The sequence below is a fragment of the Paenibacillus pedocola genome (assembly GCF_031599675.1).
Taxonomy (GTDB): domain Bacteria; phylum Bacillota; class Bacilli; order Paenibacillales; family Paenibacillaceae; genus Paenibacillus_AQ; species Paenibacillus_AQ pedocola.
This window is the reverse complement of sequence record NZ_CP134223.1, coordinates 2,933,335-2,947,687: the sequence shown is the minus strand read 5'-3', so window position 1 is coordinate 2,947,687 and position 14,353 is coordinate 2,933,335. Positions and strand designations below refer to the sequence as shown.

Genomic DNA, 14,353 nt, shown 5'->3' with positions numbered 1-14,353 from the left:
TGCTTAGTATAGAAGACGCGTAATCCCCTCATCAGTAATGACGCTTAGCGGCTGGGCAACCAGCCTGCCCTGGTCCAGGTCATGTTCAAACATCACCAGCAGCGAGCAGCCCTTGAGGCTTGCAGGAGGCAGGAATGGCAGCAGCTGGAGCGTACTCTGGGGCAATGAGGAGATATCCCCCAGCACAAGCTGCCCGCCGGCTTCATCCGTTATGACATATTGGCCGTTCTCCGTCACTCCAAGGCTTGCTGCATATAAAAGCAGTACCGGTTGCTTATCGCTGAGCGGATTCTTCAACTGATTTTTCACACTCTTGATTGCTTCCGCGAAGCTGCGGTGTGCATGCACCCGAACCTGGACCAGGTCTGCCGGAGAGACAGGTCTTGCTGTCATCTCTTCATAACGTACCCGTGCATTGAGTTCCCCTGGATATTTGTAGAGCAGCGGAATCTTGGCTACATCAAAGAAGCTGTCATCCTCCCGCAGCAGCTTGGCTGCTTTGTAGGGGCGGTAGTGTACGGTCTTGTGGATCCTGCCGCTGGCCATGTCCAGCCAGTACCCGAGATCGACGAATTCCTGCCGTGCCTGATCATCGTAGCTGTAGAAGGAGAGCTGCAGCAGTTCAACATCTGCCTCTGTAAGCCCGTATTCCTTCAGTTCTGCCAGCTGCCAGGCATGACCCAGCCATTCATCTATGGTTGATTCATAATCCGGCGCAAGCTCCGGGTCCTCGCTTCTTGCGGTCAGATAACTCCGGCCTTTCTTAATGAAGGCATGCAGCCGTGTCAATTGCTCCACAGCATATGTATAGCTCTGCTCACGGTCCTGCCCCTTTCCCAGCAGCAGCGCGAACCGGCGAAGTTCAATCTGTGCACCGGACAAATAATAGTTGCCCAGCTGTTTCACATGCTCCTGAACCGACTTAAGTGTTTTGGCATCAATCGTGGACAACCCGCCGCGGATCAATGAAAGCACCAGCTTCTCCAGCAGGTCCAGCCCTTCAAGCTGGGCTGATATTTTTTTCTTAAGTGCTGATTTATTGACTTTCTTCGGTTTGCTCCCGCCGCCTTCAGCAGCCTGCTTCACCTTGTTCTCTTCCCGTTTCTCAGCCTTTTCGCGTTTGGCGGCAATCGTCTCAGGAACTTGCGCAGGCGTAAAGGACTGGCCCTCCACATAGGCATACAAGAGACCCAGGGTGTGCTTGCAGGGAAATTGCCGGCTCGGGCAGGAACAGCGGAAGACAGGGTTCTCCGGAGACACAAAATCTACAGAGCATTCATATGGTGTCTTTCCGCTTCCCGCACATTGCCCGAATAGCAGCTCTCCGTTCTCTGAACGGTGAAGCTGGATAAAGCTTTTTTTGCGTACCAGCCCCTGTCCATTCTTGATAGCGGCGGCATTCGGTGCTAACGAATCTACATAGGATGAAGTAAGTTCAGGCAAATCAGATTCCTCCCGACTGGTTTAGCTGAATACAACGTAATATTGGGCAAAATTGGAACATGATCTCTATTACCCAAGTACAGGGAATAAGATCACATGTTTGCATTCATCTTAGCAAAAATCATTTCCTCTTCCAATCTCTTGAGCCTCTGAATGGTAAAAACAGGAGAATGGAACTAGATAACTGAATATGGACCTAAGAAGAAACGGCTTCGCCGTCCGATTAGGGACGGTATCCGTTTCTGCGAAAAATAGAAGGATAATTTATAGCGTAATACATATTAATTCTTATATTTCAAAGAAAATCCGCGCAAAAAAACAGGGCAGACCTTGGCGGTCCCCCGTGATGATCGGGTGTGACTGTACATTCCGGATGACAGCTCCACCTCATGATGAAATATATGCGGAATCCTGCTTACTTAAACCAGCCTTTTTCCTTAAAACGTGTAATTGCCTCAATCCGGTTGCCAACATCCAGCTTATCAAGAATAACTGAGATATAGTTACGTACCGTTCCTGTTGTAATGTACAGCTGGCTGGCGATTTCCTTGGTATTTTTGCCGTCGGCAATCAGTCCGAGCACTTCCTTCTCCCGCTGTGTCAGCGGATTGGCTTCACTGCTGTAAGCCTCATCCATGAGCTCCGGTGCATAAATCCGTCTGCCGGCCATTACACTGCGGATGGAGAGGGCCAGTTCTTCACTGGGGCTGTCTTTCAACAGATAGGCGTCCACTCCAGCCTTCACAGCGCGCTCGAAATAGCCGGCCCGGGCAAAGGTGGTGAGGATCATGACTTTACAGCCGGAATTCTTCAGGGCCTCCGCGGCTTCGAGACCGGTCATGGCAGGCATTTCTATATCCATAATACAAATATCAGGCGTATGCAGCTTCACCAGCTTAACAGCTTCCTCACCGTTGGCCGCACGGCCGACCACCTTCATATCCTCTTCCAGATCAAGCAGCGAAGCCAGTGCGCCCAGCAGCATGCGCTGATCCTCAGCAATTACTATCTTTATCATTCCTCTTTCCCCTCCTGCTCCAGCTGCCGGATCACCGTAGGCACCTTAACCACTATGGTTGTCCCGCTGTTCTGCACAATCTCCATGCTTCCGTTCACAAATTCAAGCCGCTCCCGCATGCCCTGCAAACCATGGCCATTATCCTGCGGATTTGAGGGCTTAAGGCCCCTACCGTTATCGGCAACCTTGATGACCAGTTCTGTGCGGGAAGGCTCGATCCCAATCCGGCAAAACGTGGCGCCGCTGTGCTTCACCACATTCGTCACGGCTTCTTTAATGCACATGCTGAGCACATTTTCCGTAATCAGTGAAGTATTGGTCAGCTTAGGGCTGCCCTCCAGCTCAAATTCAATTTCTGCCGCCTGCAGAAACTGCCGGATCCGCACAAGTTCATCTTCAAGCCGGATGCCGCGCATCTGCGTAATCATTTCACGGACCTCTTTAAGCGCGCTTCTGGCTGTCTGGCGGACATCATTGATCTCCACGACCGCCTGCGCCGGATTTTTGTTGATCAGCTTGCCGGCCAAGTCACTTTTTAGCCCGATAAGCGACAGCTTCTGGCCCAGGGTATCATGCAGGTCGCGGGAGATCCGCTGGCGCTCCTCCATGATGACCAGTTCGGAAATCCTTTTATTGGCATCCTCCAGCTGTCCCTGCAGCTTATCCTGATTATTGCGGTTATAGGTCGTGGCGGGAAGCAGCACTACGGCAATGATACTCACCAGCACAAACGGCAGCTGCGACAGGAATACCGGGTTTCGGGTAATCAGCTCGTAGTTGATGGCTACGATGGTCGTCAGCAAATGGATCGTATACATAGTGAAGAAGCCGCCGCGGTTCTGAATATTACCGATAAAAAAGGCCAGAAACAGCGCAAAATACATATAACCGAACATCAGCGTCATCGTAATGGAGACGATAATCTGCACACTCGTCCAGAAATAAACAACCCATCCCTTAGATTTGAAGGCGAGCACGTAACAGGCAAAAAACATAATAATCATCACAATTCCATATACCCATTGATCCATCGAAGAGGACCGGAATATCGAGTAAAACGGAAGGATGTAGAACACAACCCATACATAAGGGCTCAGACCTGTACTTTTATGAAAAATATGATGCCACTTCTGCATGTCAGCCATCCTTTTAGCCAGCTAGATTACCCCCATTTTAGCATAAAGCTTACGTTAACCGGCAATTCCCGGAAAAAAAGAGAAGAAGCCGCACCCGCTGGATAGTTCTCCGGGACTGACTTCCTCTCCTGACTGCGCACGCGCAGCATACTATTTGGCCTGGAGTTCCGGTTTGCGCACTTTCAGCCCCTCTACCGAAGGTAAAGGATGGCGCAGCCGGGCTTTGATCTCCTTGAAGCTTACAAAACCTTTATTTTCCTCATCCCACAGCCGGAAATGGAGCGCCTTGAGACTGGTTCCGATGGTGATTGTCGTTGCTTTCTGCAGCGGCGGTGTAGCGTTATGGGCCAGCTCAAGGTTATAGTTCGGCACCTTCGGGCTTAAATGATGCACATGGTGAAAGCCGATATTGCCGGTGATCCATTGCAGGATCTTCGGCAGCTTATAATAAGAGCTTCCTTCCACAGCAGCCATCACATAGCTCCATTCCTCTTCATGCTCAAAGAACGTATCCTCGAACTGGTGCTGTACATAAAACAGCCAGATGCCGAGAAAACCGGAGACGAACACGATCGGCAGCTGTACCAGCAGGAAAGCCTGCCAGCCGATCGCCCAGATCATCGCCCCGTACAGGGCCGCAATCAGGATATTGGTCAGATAAGTATTCATGCGCTCTTTACGTCTTGCACCCTTGGCATTGAAGCGGTATTGAATCAGGAATACGGCAATCGGTCCGGCACCAAACATAACCAGCGGATTGCGGTAAATCCGGTAGTATAATCGTTTAAGCGGAGTCGCCGCAAGATATTCATCCACAGTCATAATCCATATGTCGCCGATGCCTCTTTTGTCGAGGTTGCTGCTGCCGGCATGATGAATCGAATGGCTGTGCTTCCACTGGCGGTAAGGCACCAGGGTCAGCACCCCTGTAAGAGTACCGAGAATATCGTTGGCTTTCCGGTTCTTGAAGAATGAACCATGACAGCAGTCATGGAAAATAATAAAGGTGCGGATTACGAAGCCCGCTGCCGGTACTGCGAACAGCAAGGTCAGCCCATATGATACAGAAAGACTCAAGTAGGCTGCGGTCCATAACAGGATCAGTGGGCCAAGCGTATTAATAAGCTGGTTTATACTTCTTTTATGGTCGTTTTGTTCAAAAGGGGCCACGCTTTTTTTTAGGCTGGAGAGCTGGGTAGCATTGCTCTTCGTCATCTGGTCGTTTCCTCCTCGTGTGTCCGGTAAGGGATACATTCATCTATACTTATCATTATAAGGAAGGAAGTGTCATGACAGTAAGGCATAAACATCAAGGAGAGGGTATGACAAATATCATACCCTCTCCTTGATCCAATTATTATTAATATCCCTCATTCGCCTGCTGGGTATACTGCTCACGGTATTCCGTCGGCGTTTTGCCGGTTGCCTTCTTGAACACCTGGGTGAAATATCTGGGGTCCTGATATCCGACGAGCGGCGCCACCTGATACACCTTCACACTGCTGTTCTGAAGGATATATTTAGCCTTCTCCATCCGGTAGTAGGTCACAAACTCCAGGAAGGTATAGCCCGAGATCTGTTTGAACAAGGTGCAGAAATGGCTGATGCTTAAGTCCGCAACTTCCGCAACTTCTTCGATGCTGAGATCTTTATGATAATTATCTTCAATGTACCGTTTGGCCTTATCGACGACACTCCGGCCATCCTCGCGGGTGACCTGCTTGCTGCCCTCCTGCATCCAGCTGCGGAAGTCCTCCTTGAGCACATTCATAACCGAGGTTAGTGTTCCCAGTCCCTGCAGCTTGCCTAGCAGCCCTTCGAGCGACCACTCCGCCTGCATGTTCAGCTGCTCAAATTGTCTGTACAAGACTACGACAAGCTCGATGATGATCCGCTGTGCTAATTCCTTCGGCAGTGACTGGGATTCGATGAAGCTGGCCATTTCATCGAACAGGGACAGCATCCGCTCCAGATTCAAGGTGCGGATACTCTCAATGAGCGCAAGCTCCAGCTCCTTCGGATACTGCACCTCACGGCCGGCGTCCTCCGGCGTTTCCTCTTCGATGAATACCCCTGCCTGGCCGGAGTAAAAACGCTGGTACAGCGCTTTGGCAGCAAGCGGATATACGGTGCTTAACTGGTCAATTCCTTGTGTGCTTCGGCTGATGCCCACCGAACAATGCAGCTTGGAATAGCGCTTAATATCGGCAACCAGCCGCTCGCCGAGTTCTTTTTTGACTGTGCTAAGGCTTCCTGGGAACAACAGCACCCACTCCCCATTGTAGAACGGGAAGATCGACAATGCCCCGTTCTCCAGCGACCACTCTTCAAGAATATTGCGGATCGCGAACAGCCAGAGATGTTTCTCCTCGGGGCTCCATTTGGCTGTGAGGGCGGCATAATCGTCCAGCCGGACTACAGCCATGAAATATTCCCCTTCCAGTTCGCTGTTCTCCAGCCACTTCAGATGCTGCAGCGGACGCGGATTGCCAAGTGTGAACTCGGTGAACATCCTCTCTCTCGCCAGCATGGACAGCATCTGCACCGAATGCATCAGCTGCTCATTCTCTTTCTGGCGGTCAAGCTTAAGCCGCGCCCGGGTCAGCATTTCCGTCAGCTCATCATGGTCGATCGGCTTCAGCAGATAGTCAAATGCGCCCAGCCGCAGTGCATCCCGTGCGTATTCGAATTCACCGTAGCCACTGATAAAAATAAACAGCAGCTTCGCACTCCGCGGCAGCACTTCTTTCATTAAAGCAATCCCGTCGATCACAGGCATGCGGATATCGCTGATCACAATATGCGGAGAATGCTCTTCAATGAGCCTCAATGCCGCTTCACCGTTCCGCGCTTCACCCGCGATGGTAAGACCCAGCTCCTCCCACGGGATCGCCACTTTCAGGCTGCGCAGAATGATAGGCTCATCATCCACCAGCAGCACTTTATATTTCTCTTGCCGTGCACCCATTCCCGGCACCTCCCAGATTATTGAAGTGTTGAGCTTTGTATGAGATTCCAGTATTGTTCGGACGAGGACTGCAGCTGCCCAAGAGCATCATCAGCAGACAGGCCGCCGTCGATCATATCTTCGATCACACTGAGGAAGGTCTTCTTCACTTCAGGTGACAGTAAATTGTCATAAGGCACGAAGCTCTGGTGGTTCTCTTCCATCACCGTCATGACTTGAGCGAACACCGGACCCGTCTTCTCCGGATCAAAGGTGATGCGCATGGAGGGAATTCTTAATCCCTCATAGACGATCCGTGTCTGGATTTCCTTCGTATAGAAGGCTTTCATCAATTCCAGTGCCGCCTCCCGCTTCGCTTCTGTCAGGCTGGAAGAGAGGCCGATCCCGATCGTATAGCCGCCGGCAATCGAGGCTTCTGTTCCTTTGATCAATGAAGGAAAGGGAATGACGCCTACCTGGTTCTGAAAATCAGCAGGAGCTGTCTCCCCCGTAAAAAGGTTGATGTCCCAGTTACCGTTAAGGTACATCCCGGCTTCGCCGCCTGTGAACATCCGGACCGCCTCTTCTGGTGAGGTATCATTGGAAGCGCTGCTGAATGCCCCTTCATCGATCCATTTCTTCAGATGGTCAAAGGCCTGATGATAGGCCTTATTCTTAAAGGTGACTGCATCTTTGCCTGTTACCAGCTTCTGAATCAGCTCCGGTCCGGCATAACGGTCCATCAGATAATGCGCAAAAATGCCTGCGGGCCAGCGGTCCTCATTACCGAGGGCAAAGGGGATGTATCCGGCTTTTTTCAGCTGTCTGATCGCTTTATCAAGCTCTTCCACCGTCCCTGGAGTTTTGATACTGAGCTTATTGAACAAGGCCTTGTTATAATAGAGCGGTTCCGCATTCCCTTCAATCGGCAGCCCGTAGATATGATTGTTGAAGGTCCAGAGATGCAGATCGCTGAACTGGTCTCTCAGGCCGTTCTCCTGCACGAAATCTGTCAGATCCATCAAACGGTTGGAACGGACATAAGGCTCGATCTCGGCACCACCGAAGAGCACAAACATATCGGGCGGCGTACCAGTGACCATTTCGCTTTTCAGCTTCTGCTCGCGGTGGATGGTCTGGTCTAAGCCTTCGAAGTTCACCTTCACATTCGGATGTTCCTTCTGATAATCCCGGACGACCTCTTCAAAGATGGCAAGCAGCGGCCGGTCATGCTCCTTCATCCAGAAATGGCGGAAGGTCAGCGTTATTTTCTCGGGAGAGTTGTCTTCGATCGGCTCCTTGTAGCCAATTGTAATAAACAGCACCGCTCCGGCCATTATTAAGATATAGAGCAGAATCCAGCCCCATTTGGTTAACCATCTCACAGCATTTCTCCCCACTTTCGTCCCGCTTACGTTCTTCATGGCTGTATTTTTGGAATACGGATACAGATGGTCGAGCCGAATCCCGGAGATGAACAGACTAGAATGCCGTAAGGATTGCCAAAACGGATGTTGAGTCGCTCATGCACATTCCGGAGCCCCACCCCGTTGTCGCTGTATTTCTTCGGATTGCTGTGTTCCTTATCCCATAGACTCATCAAGGTCGACAGATCAAAGCCCGGACCATTGTCCTTCACAATGATGATAATATCCTTGCCGTTCTCCTGTGCACCGATTGTAATCACCCCGTGCTCTTCCATCTGCTCAATGGCGTGATAAAGCGCGTTCTCCACGATGGGCTGCACGATCAGCTTCTGGGTCATCACCAGTTTGAGCGGATCCGGCAGATCGATGGCATAGCTGAACTTATCTTCAAAGCGGAATTTCTGGATATCCAGATAATGCCGGACATGCTCAAACTCCATCTGCAGCGGGATCAGCTCCTGATTCTGGCTGATGCTGATCCGCAGCAGCTTGCCGAGCGAGACGACCATCTTACTGATATCACGGTTACCTGCCAGCACCGCCATAGAGTTGATGGATTCGAGTGAATTATAGATAAAATGCGGATTGATCTGCGCCATGAGCGCCTGCATTTCCGCTTCCTTTTTGCGTCCCTGTTCCGTCTGCACCTGCTGGATCAGTTCACTAATCTGTGAGCTCATCCGGTTGAATCCGTCGATCAGCAGGTCGCTTTCATCATCTGACCGCACAGGGCTGTGTATGGGCATAAAAATCCCCTGCTTTACCCTTTTCATCCCGTTGACCGCACTGTTGATGCTGCGCACAAGCCTCCTGATAAAATAACGGTCAAACAAAAAGGCGGACAAAAGTGAAACCGTTCCCAAGATAATGGCTAAATTGCGGATGGAAGCCGACTCCGAAGAAATCAGATTCATCGGTGTGATTGCTGCCAGATACCAGTCCGCATTATGTGAAGGCAGGAAAGTAATCAGTGATTTCTCTCCTTGATAGTTGTCGATGTAATAGTCCTGCGTCTGGGTATAATCCTCCTGTAAAAAAGGAAAATCCGTCCGCTGTCCGATATGCTCCCCGGATTTATTGAAGACGATATTGCCCTGTTTGTTGACAAGCAGAATATCCCCTTTCTTCAGCGTCGCTGCTTCCCAGAAAATCTGATCAAGCAAATCAGGTTTAACATAAACGACGAGGTAGCCTATATCCTCAAGGGAATAATAGTCTTTGATGACTCGTGCCTGTACAAGAACAGGATTTCCTGAAGTTTCGGAGCCATTCTCTCCTGGACCTGACCAGACGGGCCGGCCCTCCGCACTTTCCATGGCGCCATACCACACCTGTTTGCGCATATCCGCAAAAGACATCGGCGCATTGTACTGATAAAGCAAACGGTCCTTGCCATAAAGGCTGAAGGAGGTAATCATAGGATGGTTAATCAGCAGATTGTTGATTTCCTGCTTGCGGTCATACGTCAGCACAAAATTCGGCTGCTTCAGCGACTGCTGAATCGCCGGCTGGGTAATGGCCGAATTGGTGATTGAAGAGATTTCACTGAGAGCAAATTTAAGCTTGCGGTCTGTCTCCAAAAGGGAGATCCAATAGAAATTACTTGATTTCTTCTCCATCGCACTTGAGAAATATACGTAGGTAACGGTACCCATAATGATTACGGGAATGAACACGAGAAGAATAATAGCGAATAAGATTTTGCGCCGTAGCTTCATTTCTCCTTACCTTCTCCCTGCTGCCTTAAGCCTGACTTAAGCGAAACGAATGCCGCCCTTTTTTTTAAAAGGACGGCTCTGCCGTTTCTGCTTTATTTACTATTCTTCACGGAACTTCCGGTTTCCTTGTTTACCGGCCAAAACCAGTTTTAACTCTTGATCGCGCCTGAAGTCAGACCGGCAATGACCCAGCGGCTGAACAGCAGGAACACGATCAGCAGCGGCAGGGTGGCGGTAAAGGTTGCGGACATGATCATCCCATAATCAAGCCCGTCACGGGTTGTAAAGAGCTGCTGCAGGGCGAGCTGAATCGTATAATGCTCCTTGTTTTTCAAGACTACGAGCGGCCAGAAGAAATCATTCCATACTGTCATGAAGTTGAGAATGCCCAGGGTCGCCATTGCAGGTGTAATAACAGGCACGGCGATATTCCAGAAAATACGGAAGTGACCGCCCCCGTCAATCCGTCCAGCCTCAATCAGCTCGGTTGGAACGGCGGTAGAAATATACTGGCGCATCCAGAAGATCCCGAAGGCATTGACCATGGCCGGAACAATTAGCGCTTTATAGCTGTCAATCCAGTGCAATTTAGCCATAATGACATAAGTAGGCAATACACCGAGCTGCTGCGGAACGATTAGAGTGGCAATAACAAATACAAACAGCCCGTTTTTAAACGGAAATTCATATTTGGCAAAAGCATAACCGGCCAGAGTACAGAAAAACACAACAGAAAGAGTTACCATTGACGAAACGAACAGCGAGTTGCCGAGCGCCTGGAAGAAGTCAGCCTTCTCCAGCACCCGCTTGAAATTGTGGAAGAACTGGTCTCCGACCGTCAGCAATGGCGGTACATGAAACACAGCGCCTTTATCATTGGTTCCTACGACAAACATCCAGTAAAACGGGAAGACCGAAATGAGTGCTCCAAAAATTAAGAGGAGATAGTAGCCTAATTTGCCGAAGAACCCGATATCATCCGGTTTTTTCCTAAATATACGCAGTGTACTCACGCTTTTTTACCTCCAGTGTCTCCGCCTGCGCCTCTGGAAATCAGCATATTAAGGATGGAGAATAGAATTGTAACGAGGAACAGCATGACTGCTGTAGCCGCCGCTGTACCGAAGAATCCGTTGCGGAATGCTTCGCTGTAAAGATACGTAACCATCGTAATCCCTTCCTGACGGGTAGAGCCTGTGCCCGCCTGTCCGAGGAATACATAAGGTTCTGTGAAGAGCTGCAGCGCGCCGATCGTTGACTGCAGGGACACGAAGATAATGAAGGGCTTAAGCAGCGGCAAAGTGATCGAGAACAGCTGCTGTCTGCGGTTCGCGCCGTCGATGCGGGCGGCTTCGTACAAATCCATCGGGATACTCTGCAGCCCGGACAGGAAGAGAATTGCATTGTAACCCGTCCAGCGCCACATGACCATGGTGGAAATGGCTATCTTTACTCCCCACCAGCCGGAGTTAAAGGCTACGCTATCAAGCCCGAGCCCGTTCAGCATCCAGTTGATCATTCCGTTGTTTCCGAACAAGGTGCTGAATACAAGTGTAACGGCCACAATGGACGTAATATTCGGCATGAAGTAAAGAATGCGAAACGTTTTTTTGAATTTGGTCATCCCTGAGTGCAAAAGGACTGCCAGCAGCAGGGCAAGCATTACCTGGGGAACCGTTCCCATAAGCCCCATAATGAGTGTATTGGTAAAAGAAATCCAGAAGGTCGGGTCACTGGTGACCAGATCATAGTTCTTGAAGCCGACAAACTTCATCGGGTTGAGTGCATCCCATTTAAAGAAGGACAAATAAAAGGTGAAGAAAATCGGGTATAGTCCAAATATCGAGAACAGAATAAAGAACGGAGAAATGAAGGTATAGGCCGTAATCCGGCTCCGTCTTTGTTCAGTTAAAAAAGGGCGTTTGCTCTCGGCATGCGGACTCGTAATTACGGGTTCTGCCATGTCACACCTCCAAGAAAATTAAGAAAACTCCATTTCCGAAGAATCCGGATTCCCGGGGAGGCTTACTCTCCAGGAATCCGGATATCCGGTTCATATCAGTCTTGGCGCCGGGGAGTCCTAGCTCCGTTCAGCCAAGGTCTTCGCTTGTTTTACAGCATCGTCCCACTCTTTTGCAGGGTCCGCTTTCTTTTCGATTACGTTTTTAAGCGCGTTTTTGAAGAAAGTGTCCGTCTGGTCATGCAGTGGTCCGTAGTATACCGGTTTAACGCGGTTTGCCGCTTTACCGAATTCAACGGCTGTTTGCTGGCCGCCGAAGAAATCATCTTTGAAATCTACAAATGCCGGATCTTCATACAGTGCAGGAATCGAAGGCATCAGACCCTTTGTTTTGAACGATTCGAGCTGATTGTCTTTGTTGACCATCCAAGAAATGAAATCATACGCTTCTTTCGGATGCTTGCCTTCTTTCGGCAGGGTGATGAACGAACCGCCCCAGTTACCGGCACCTTCAGGAAGCTGTGCGATTTTCCATTTGCCGGAGGAATCCGGCGCATTGCTCTTGATGTTGCCGGCCATCCATGCAGGACCCATAACTACAGCGAACGAACCGTCACTCATGCCTTGGCCCCACTCAGGCGACCACAGCAGATAGTTGCTGATCCAGCCTTCTTGGATACCTTTAACGGTGAAGTCATACGCCTTTTTCACTTGCGGATTGGTGTCGCCGATGAATTTGCCGTCAGCTTTGCTGAAGTAGATTTCATCTGCAGACTGGTCGCGCAGTGCGTTATACGTAAGATCGGTCAAATCGGAGAAATATTTGCCGGTTTTGTCTTTGTATGCTTTGGCTACAGCCGCGAATTTGTCCCAAGTGTCGATAGCTGCGCTGAATCCTTCCGGATCGCTTGGCAGACCGGCTGCTTCAGCCAGATCGGTACGATAGTATACAACGGTAGGGCCGATATCTGTCGGAAGACCAAGCTGGAAGCTGCCGTCGATGGAGGAAGCCTGCTTCCATTTCCAGTCCAGATAGTTGGCCTGAATGTCTTTGGCGCCCAGATCGTTCAAGTTATAAAATTTGTCCTGAGCACTGATAAAGCGCTCCATGAAACCGATTTCAAGCTGGAAAATATCAGGTGCGCCTGAACCGGCAGACAATGCAGTCGTCAGATTGTTGTGGTGTGCCGTCTGGTCACCGGTATTCTGAATTTTGATCGTAACGTTCGGGTGCTCCTTCGTGTACTCGTTCGCCAGCTCTTCATAGTTGACGTTACCGAGTGTCCAGAACGAAAGCTCCACTTTCTCAGCCGGCTCTGCGCTTGCTTCTTCTGTTGCCGGTGCATTAGTGCTTGCTGCGTTGTTACCCGTATTCTCTTTCGTAGCATTGTTTCCTGCGTTGTTGTTGCCTCCGCATGCTGCAAGTGAACCTACAAGCATGATGGACGCAAGCGTCAGCGCCAGGTGCTTTACTTTTTTCATTCCTTTGTACCCCTTTCAAAGGTTTCTCTTACAAGACTTAGTGTAACGTAGGAGAAATCATTTTTTGAGGAGTCAAACTTCCGATTTGAGGTGGAAATACTTACGATTACGTTCAAATGTGATTACGTTTACACTGCAGACAGCTATTGTTTTGGGCTAACGGATTGGATTTATCCCTCCTCCGCAGGTATACTGGTTGTATTTCCAGCTATTATTTGCCGCTAAAAGGAGAGTGCTCTCATGCCTATCAACCGCCCGCTTATGACCGACAGCGATTTACAGGAAGCGATTGACCATAAACTGCCTGTCCGGGTCTTTGAGGATGATCATCTGGTGAATTCGGGGGCAACCGTTGTCCGTTTCACGGATTCGGACGTAGTTATTCAGTCGCGGGTAAGCGACTTAACTTATTATTCCCGCCGGACCTGCCAGTTCTTCGAGGTCAGACCTTAGACTATGAAGGGACAGGCTGCAGGCACCTGTGAATTGTGCGGACGTTCACCGCTGGCTACTACGGTCCATCATCTCGTTCCCCGGGAAAAAGGAGGCGCAATGCAGCCCACTGCGCTGCTCTGTAAAGCCTGCCACCGGCAGATACATGCGCTTTATACCAATTCCGATCTTGTCCGGATGCACCTGACCACCCTCCAGGCCCTGCGGCAGGACCAGCAGATTGCTGCATATTTGAAGTGGATAAGCAAGCAACCCCCGGGAGCCGAGCCGAAGCTGCGCAAGTCACAGAGGGTCCGGAGCAAACGGTAAGACTCCCCCTCTGCCTGTTCAACAGATGCCAAGAAACTGCCGTTGAATTCCCTTCCCCGAAGTCTACAGAAACACAAAGAAGCCGGACACATAGCCCTATTTGGCCAAATGTCCGGCTTCTATTCAATTTCATGAATATTCTGCGATAATTGCTTTGTTGTTCTCCAGGCTACCGCTTCATCTGATTCTGGACCTTCAGCTTCTCGTTAAGGATATCCTGGAAGCTCTGCGTCTTCTCATCTGTTCTGGACTGCTTGGGCTCGATGACAGGTTGAGGTCTAAAAAACTGATGATTGAAAGCCATAAGATTATGTACTGTCATACTCATAATGGTTCAGCCTCCTTCCGTAATCTGCACCCATTTTCGTGGTTGCGCAATTTCTTATCCCTTATTTAACCCCGCGCTTCCAATCCTAAACAGTTTTTTTGCATTTTTTTTGCATTCCCACATAAAAAAAGC

Annotated in this window: 13 protein-coding genes; 2 read left to right on the top strand and 11 right to left on the bottom strand. The window is 50.0% G+C overall.

What is annotated here, in order from left to right; genetic code table 11:
- Positions 1 to 3 precede the first annotated feature (3 nt).
- From QU597_RS12675 to QU597_RS12630, 10 genes are all read right to left on the bottom strand, one after another.
- The gene (locus QU597_RS12675; RefSeq protein WP_310832944.1) at positions 4 to 1,443 is read right to left on the bottom strand and encodes an SWIM zinc finger family protein; all 1,440 of its coding nucleotides are present in this window, start codon (positions 1,441 to 1,443) and stop codon (positions 4 to 6) included.
- Between the two features lie 415 nt (positions 1,444 to 1,858).
- A complete protein-coding gene (locus tag QU597_RS12670; protein WP_054940304.1) occupies positions 1,859 to 2,461 on the bottom strand; it encodes a response regulator transcription factor in 603 nt (200 codons plus the stop codon).
- Positions 2,458 to 3,597 carry a sensor histidine kinase gene (locus tag QU597_RS12665; protein ID WP_310832943.1) on the bottom strand — a complete coding sequence of 380 codons (1,140 nt, stop codon included), beginning with the start codon at positions 3,595 to 3,597 and terminating at the stop codon, positions 2,458 to 2,460. The genes QU597_RS12670 and QU597_RS12665 overlap by 4 nt, the downstream gene beginning before the upstream one ends.
- A gap of 150 nt (positions 3,598 to 3,747) precedes the next feature.
- The gene (gene desA / locus QU597_RS12660) at positions 3,748 to 4,812 is read right to left on the bottom strand and encodes a Delta(5) desaturase DesA (RefSeq protein ID WP_310832942.1); all 1,065 of its coding nucleotides are present in this window, start codon (positions 4,810 to 4,812) and stop codon (positions 3,748 to 3,750) included.
- Positions 4,813 to 4,957: 145 nt separating this feature from the next.
- Positions 4,958 to 6,565, bottom strand: a complete 1,608-nt coding sequence (locus QU597_RS12655; protein WP_310832941.1) for a response regulator — start codon at positions 6,563 to 6,565, stop codon at positions 4,958 to 4,960.
- Between the two features lie 17 nt (positions 6,566 to 6,582).
- A complete protein-coding gene (locus QU597_RS12650) occupies positions 6,583 to 7,929 on the bottom strand; it encodes an ABC transporter substrate-binding protein (protein ID WP_310832940.1) in 1,347 nt (448 codons plus the stop codon).
- 35 nt (positions 7,930 to 7,964) lie between these two features.
- The gene (locus QU597_RS12645) at positions 7,965 to 9,689 is read right to left on the bottom strand and encodes a sensor histidine kinase (protein WP_310832939.1); all 1,725 of its coding nucleotides are present in this window, start codon (positions 9,687 to 9,689) and stop codon (positions 7,965 to 7,967) included.
- A 149-nt stretch (positions 9,690 to 9,838) separates the two neighbouring features.
- On the bottom strand, positions 9,839 to 10,702 hold the full coding sequence (locus QU597_RS12640; RefSeq protein WP_310832938.1) for a carbohydrate ABC transporter permease: 864 nt from the start codon (positions 10,700 to 10,702) through the stop codon (positions 9,839 to 9,841).
- Entirely contained in the window at positions 10,699 to 11,652 is a 954-nt protein-coding gene (locus tag QU597_RS12635; protein ID WP_310832937.1) for a carbohydrate ABC transporter permease, read from the bottom strand. Before QU597_RS12635 ends, QU597_RS12640 begins: the two co-directional genes overlap by 4 nt.
- Positions 11,653 to 11,769: 117 nt before the next feature.
- Entirely contained in the window at positions 11,770 to 13,131 is a 1,362-nt protein-coding gene (locus QU597_RS12630; RefSeq protein ID WP_310832936.1) for an ABC transporter substrate-binding protein, read from the bottom strand.
- 240 nt (positions 13,132 to 13,371) lie between these two features.
- On the opposite strand from QU597_RS12630, the gene QU597_RS12625 reads away from it, so the two are divergent.
- Both QU597_RS12625 and QU597_RS12620 read left to right on the top strand, forming a co-directional pair.
- Complete coding sequence (locus QU597_RS12625; RefSeq protein WP_054940297.1) at positions 13,372 to 13,584, top strand: hypothetical protein; 213 nt, start codon at positions 13,372 to 13,374, stop codon at positions 13,582 to 13,584.
- A 3-nt stretch (positions 13,585 to 13,587) separates the two neighbouring features.
- Positions 13,588 to 13,893 (top strand): HNH endonuclease, encoded by a 306-nt coding sequence (locus QU597_RS12620; protein WP_310832935.1) that lies wholly within the window; start codon positions 13,588 to 13,590, stop codon positions 13,891 to 13,893.
- Between the two features lie 169 nt (positions 13,894 to 14,062).
- On the opposite strand, the gene QU597_RS12615 is transcribed toward QU597_RS12620, so the two are convergent.
- The gene (locus QU597_RS12615) at positions 14,063 to 14,221 is read right to left on the bottom strand and encodes a hypothetical protein (RefSeq protein ID WP_167347611.1); all 159 of its coding nucleotides are present in this window, start codon (positions 14,219 to 14,221) and stop codon (positions 14,063 to 14,065) included.
- Positions 14,222 to 14,353 lie beyond the last annotated feature (132 nt).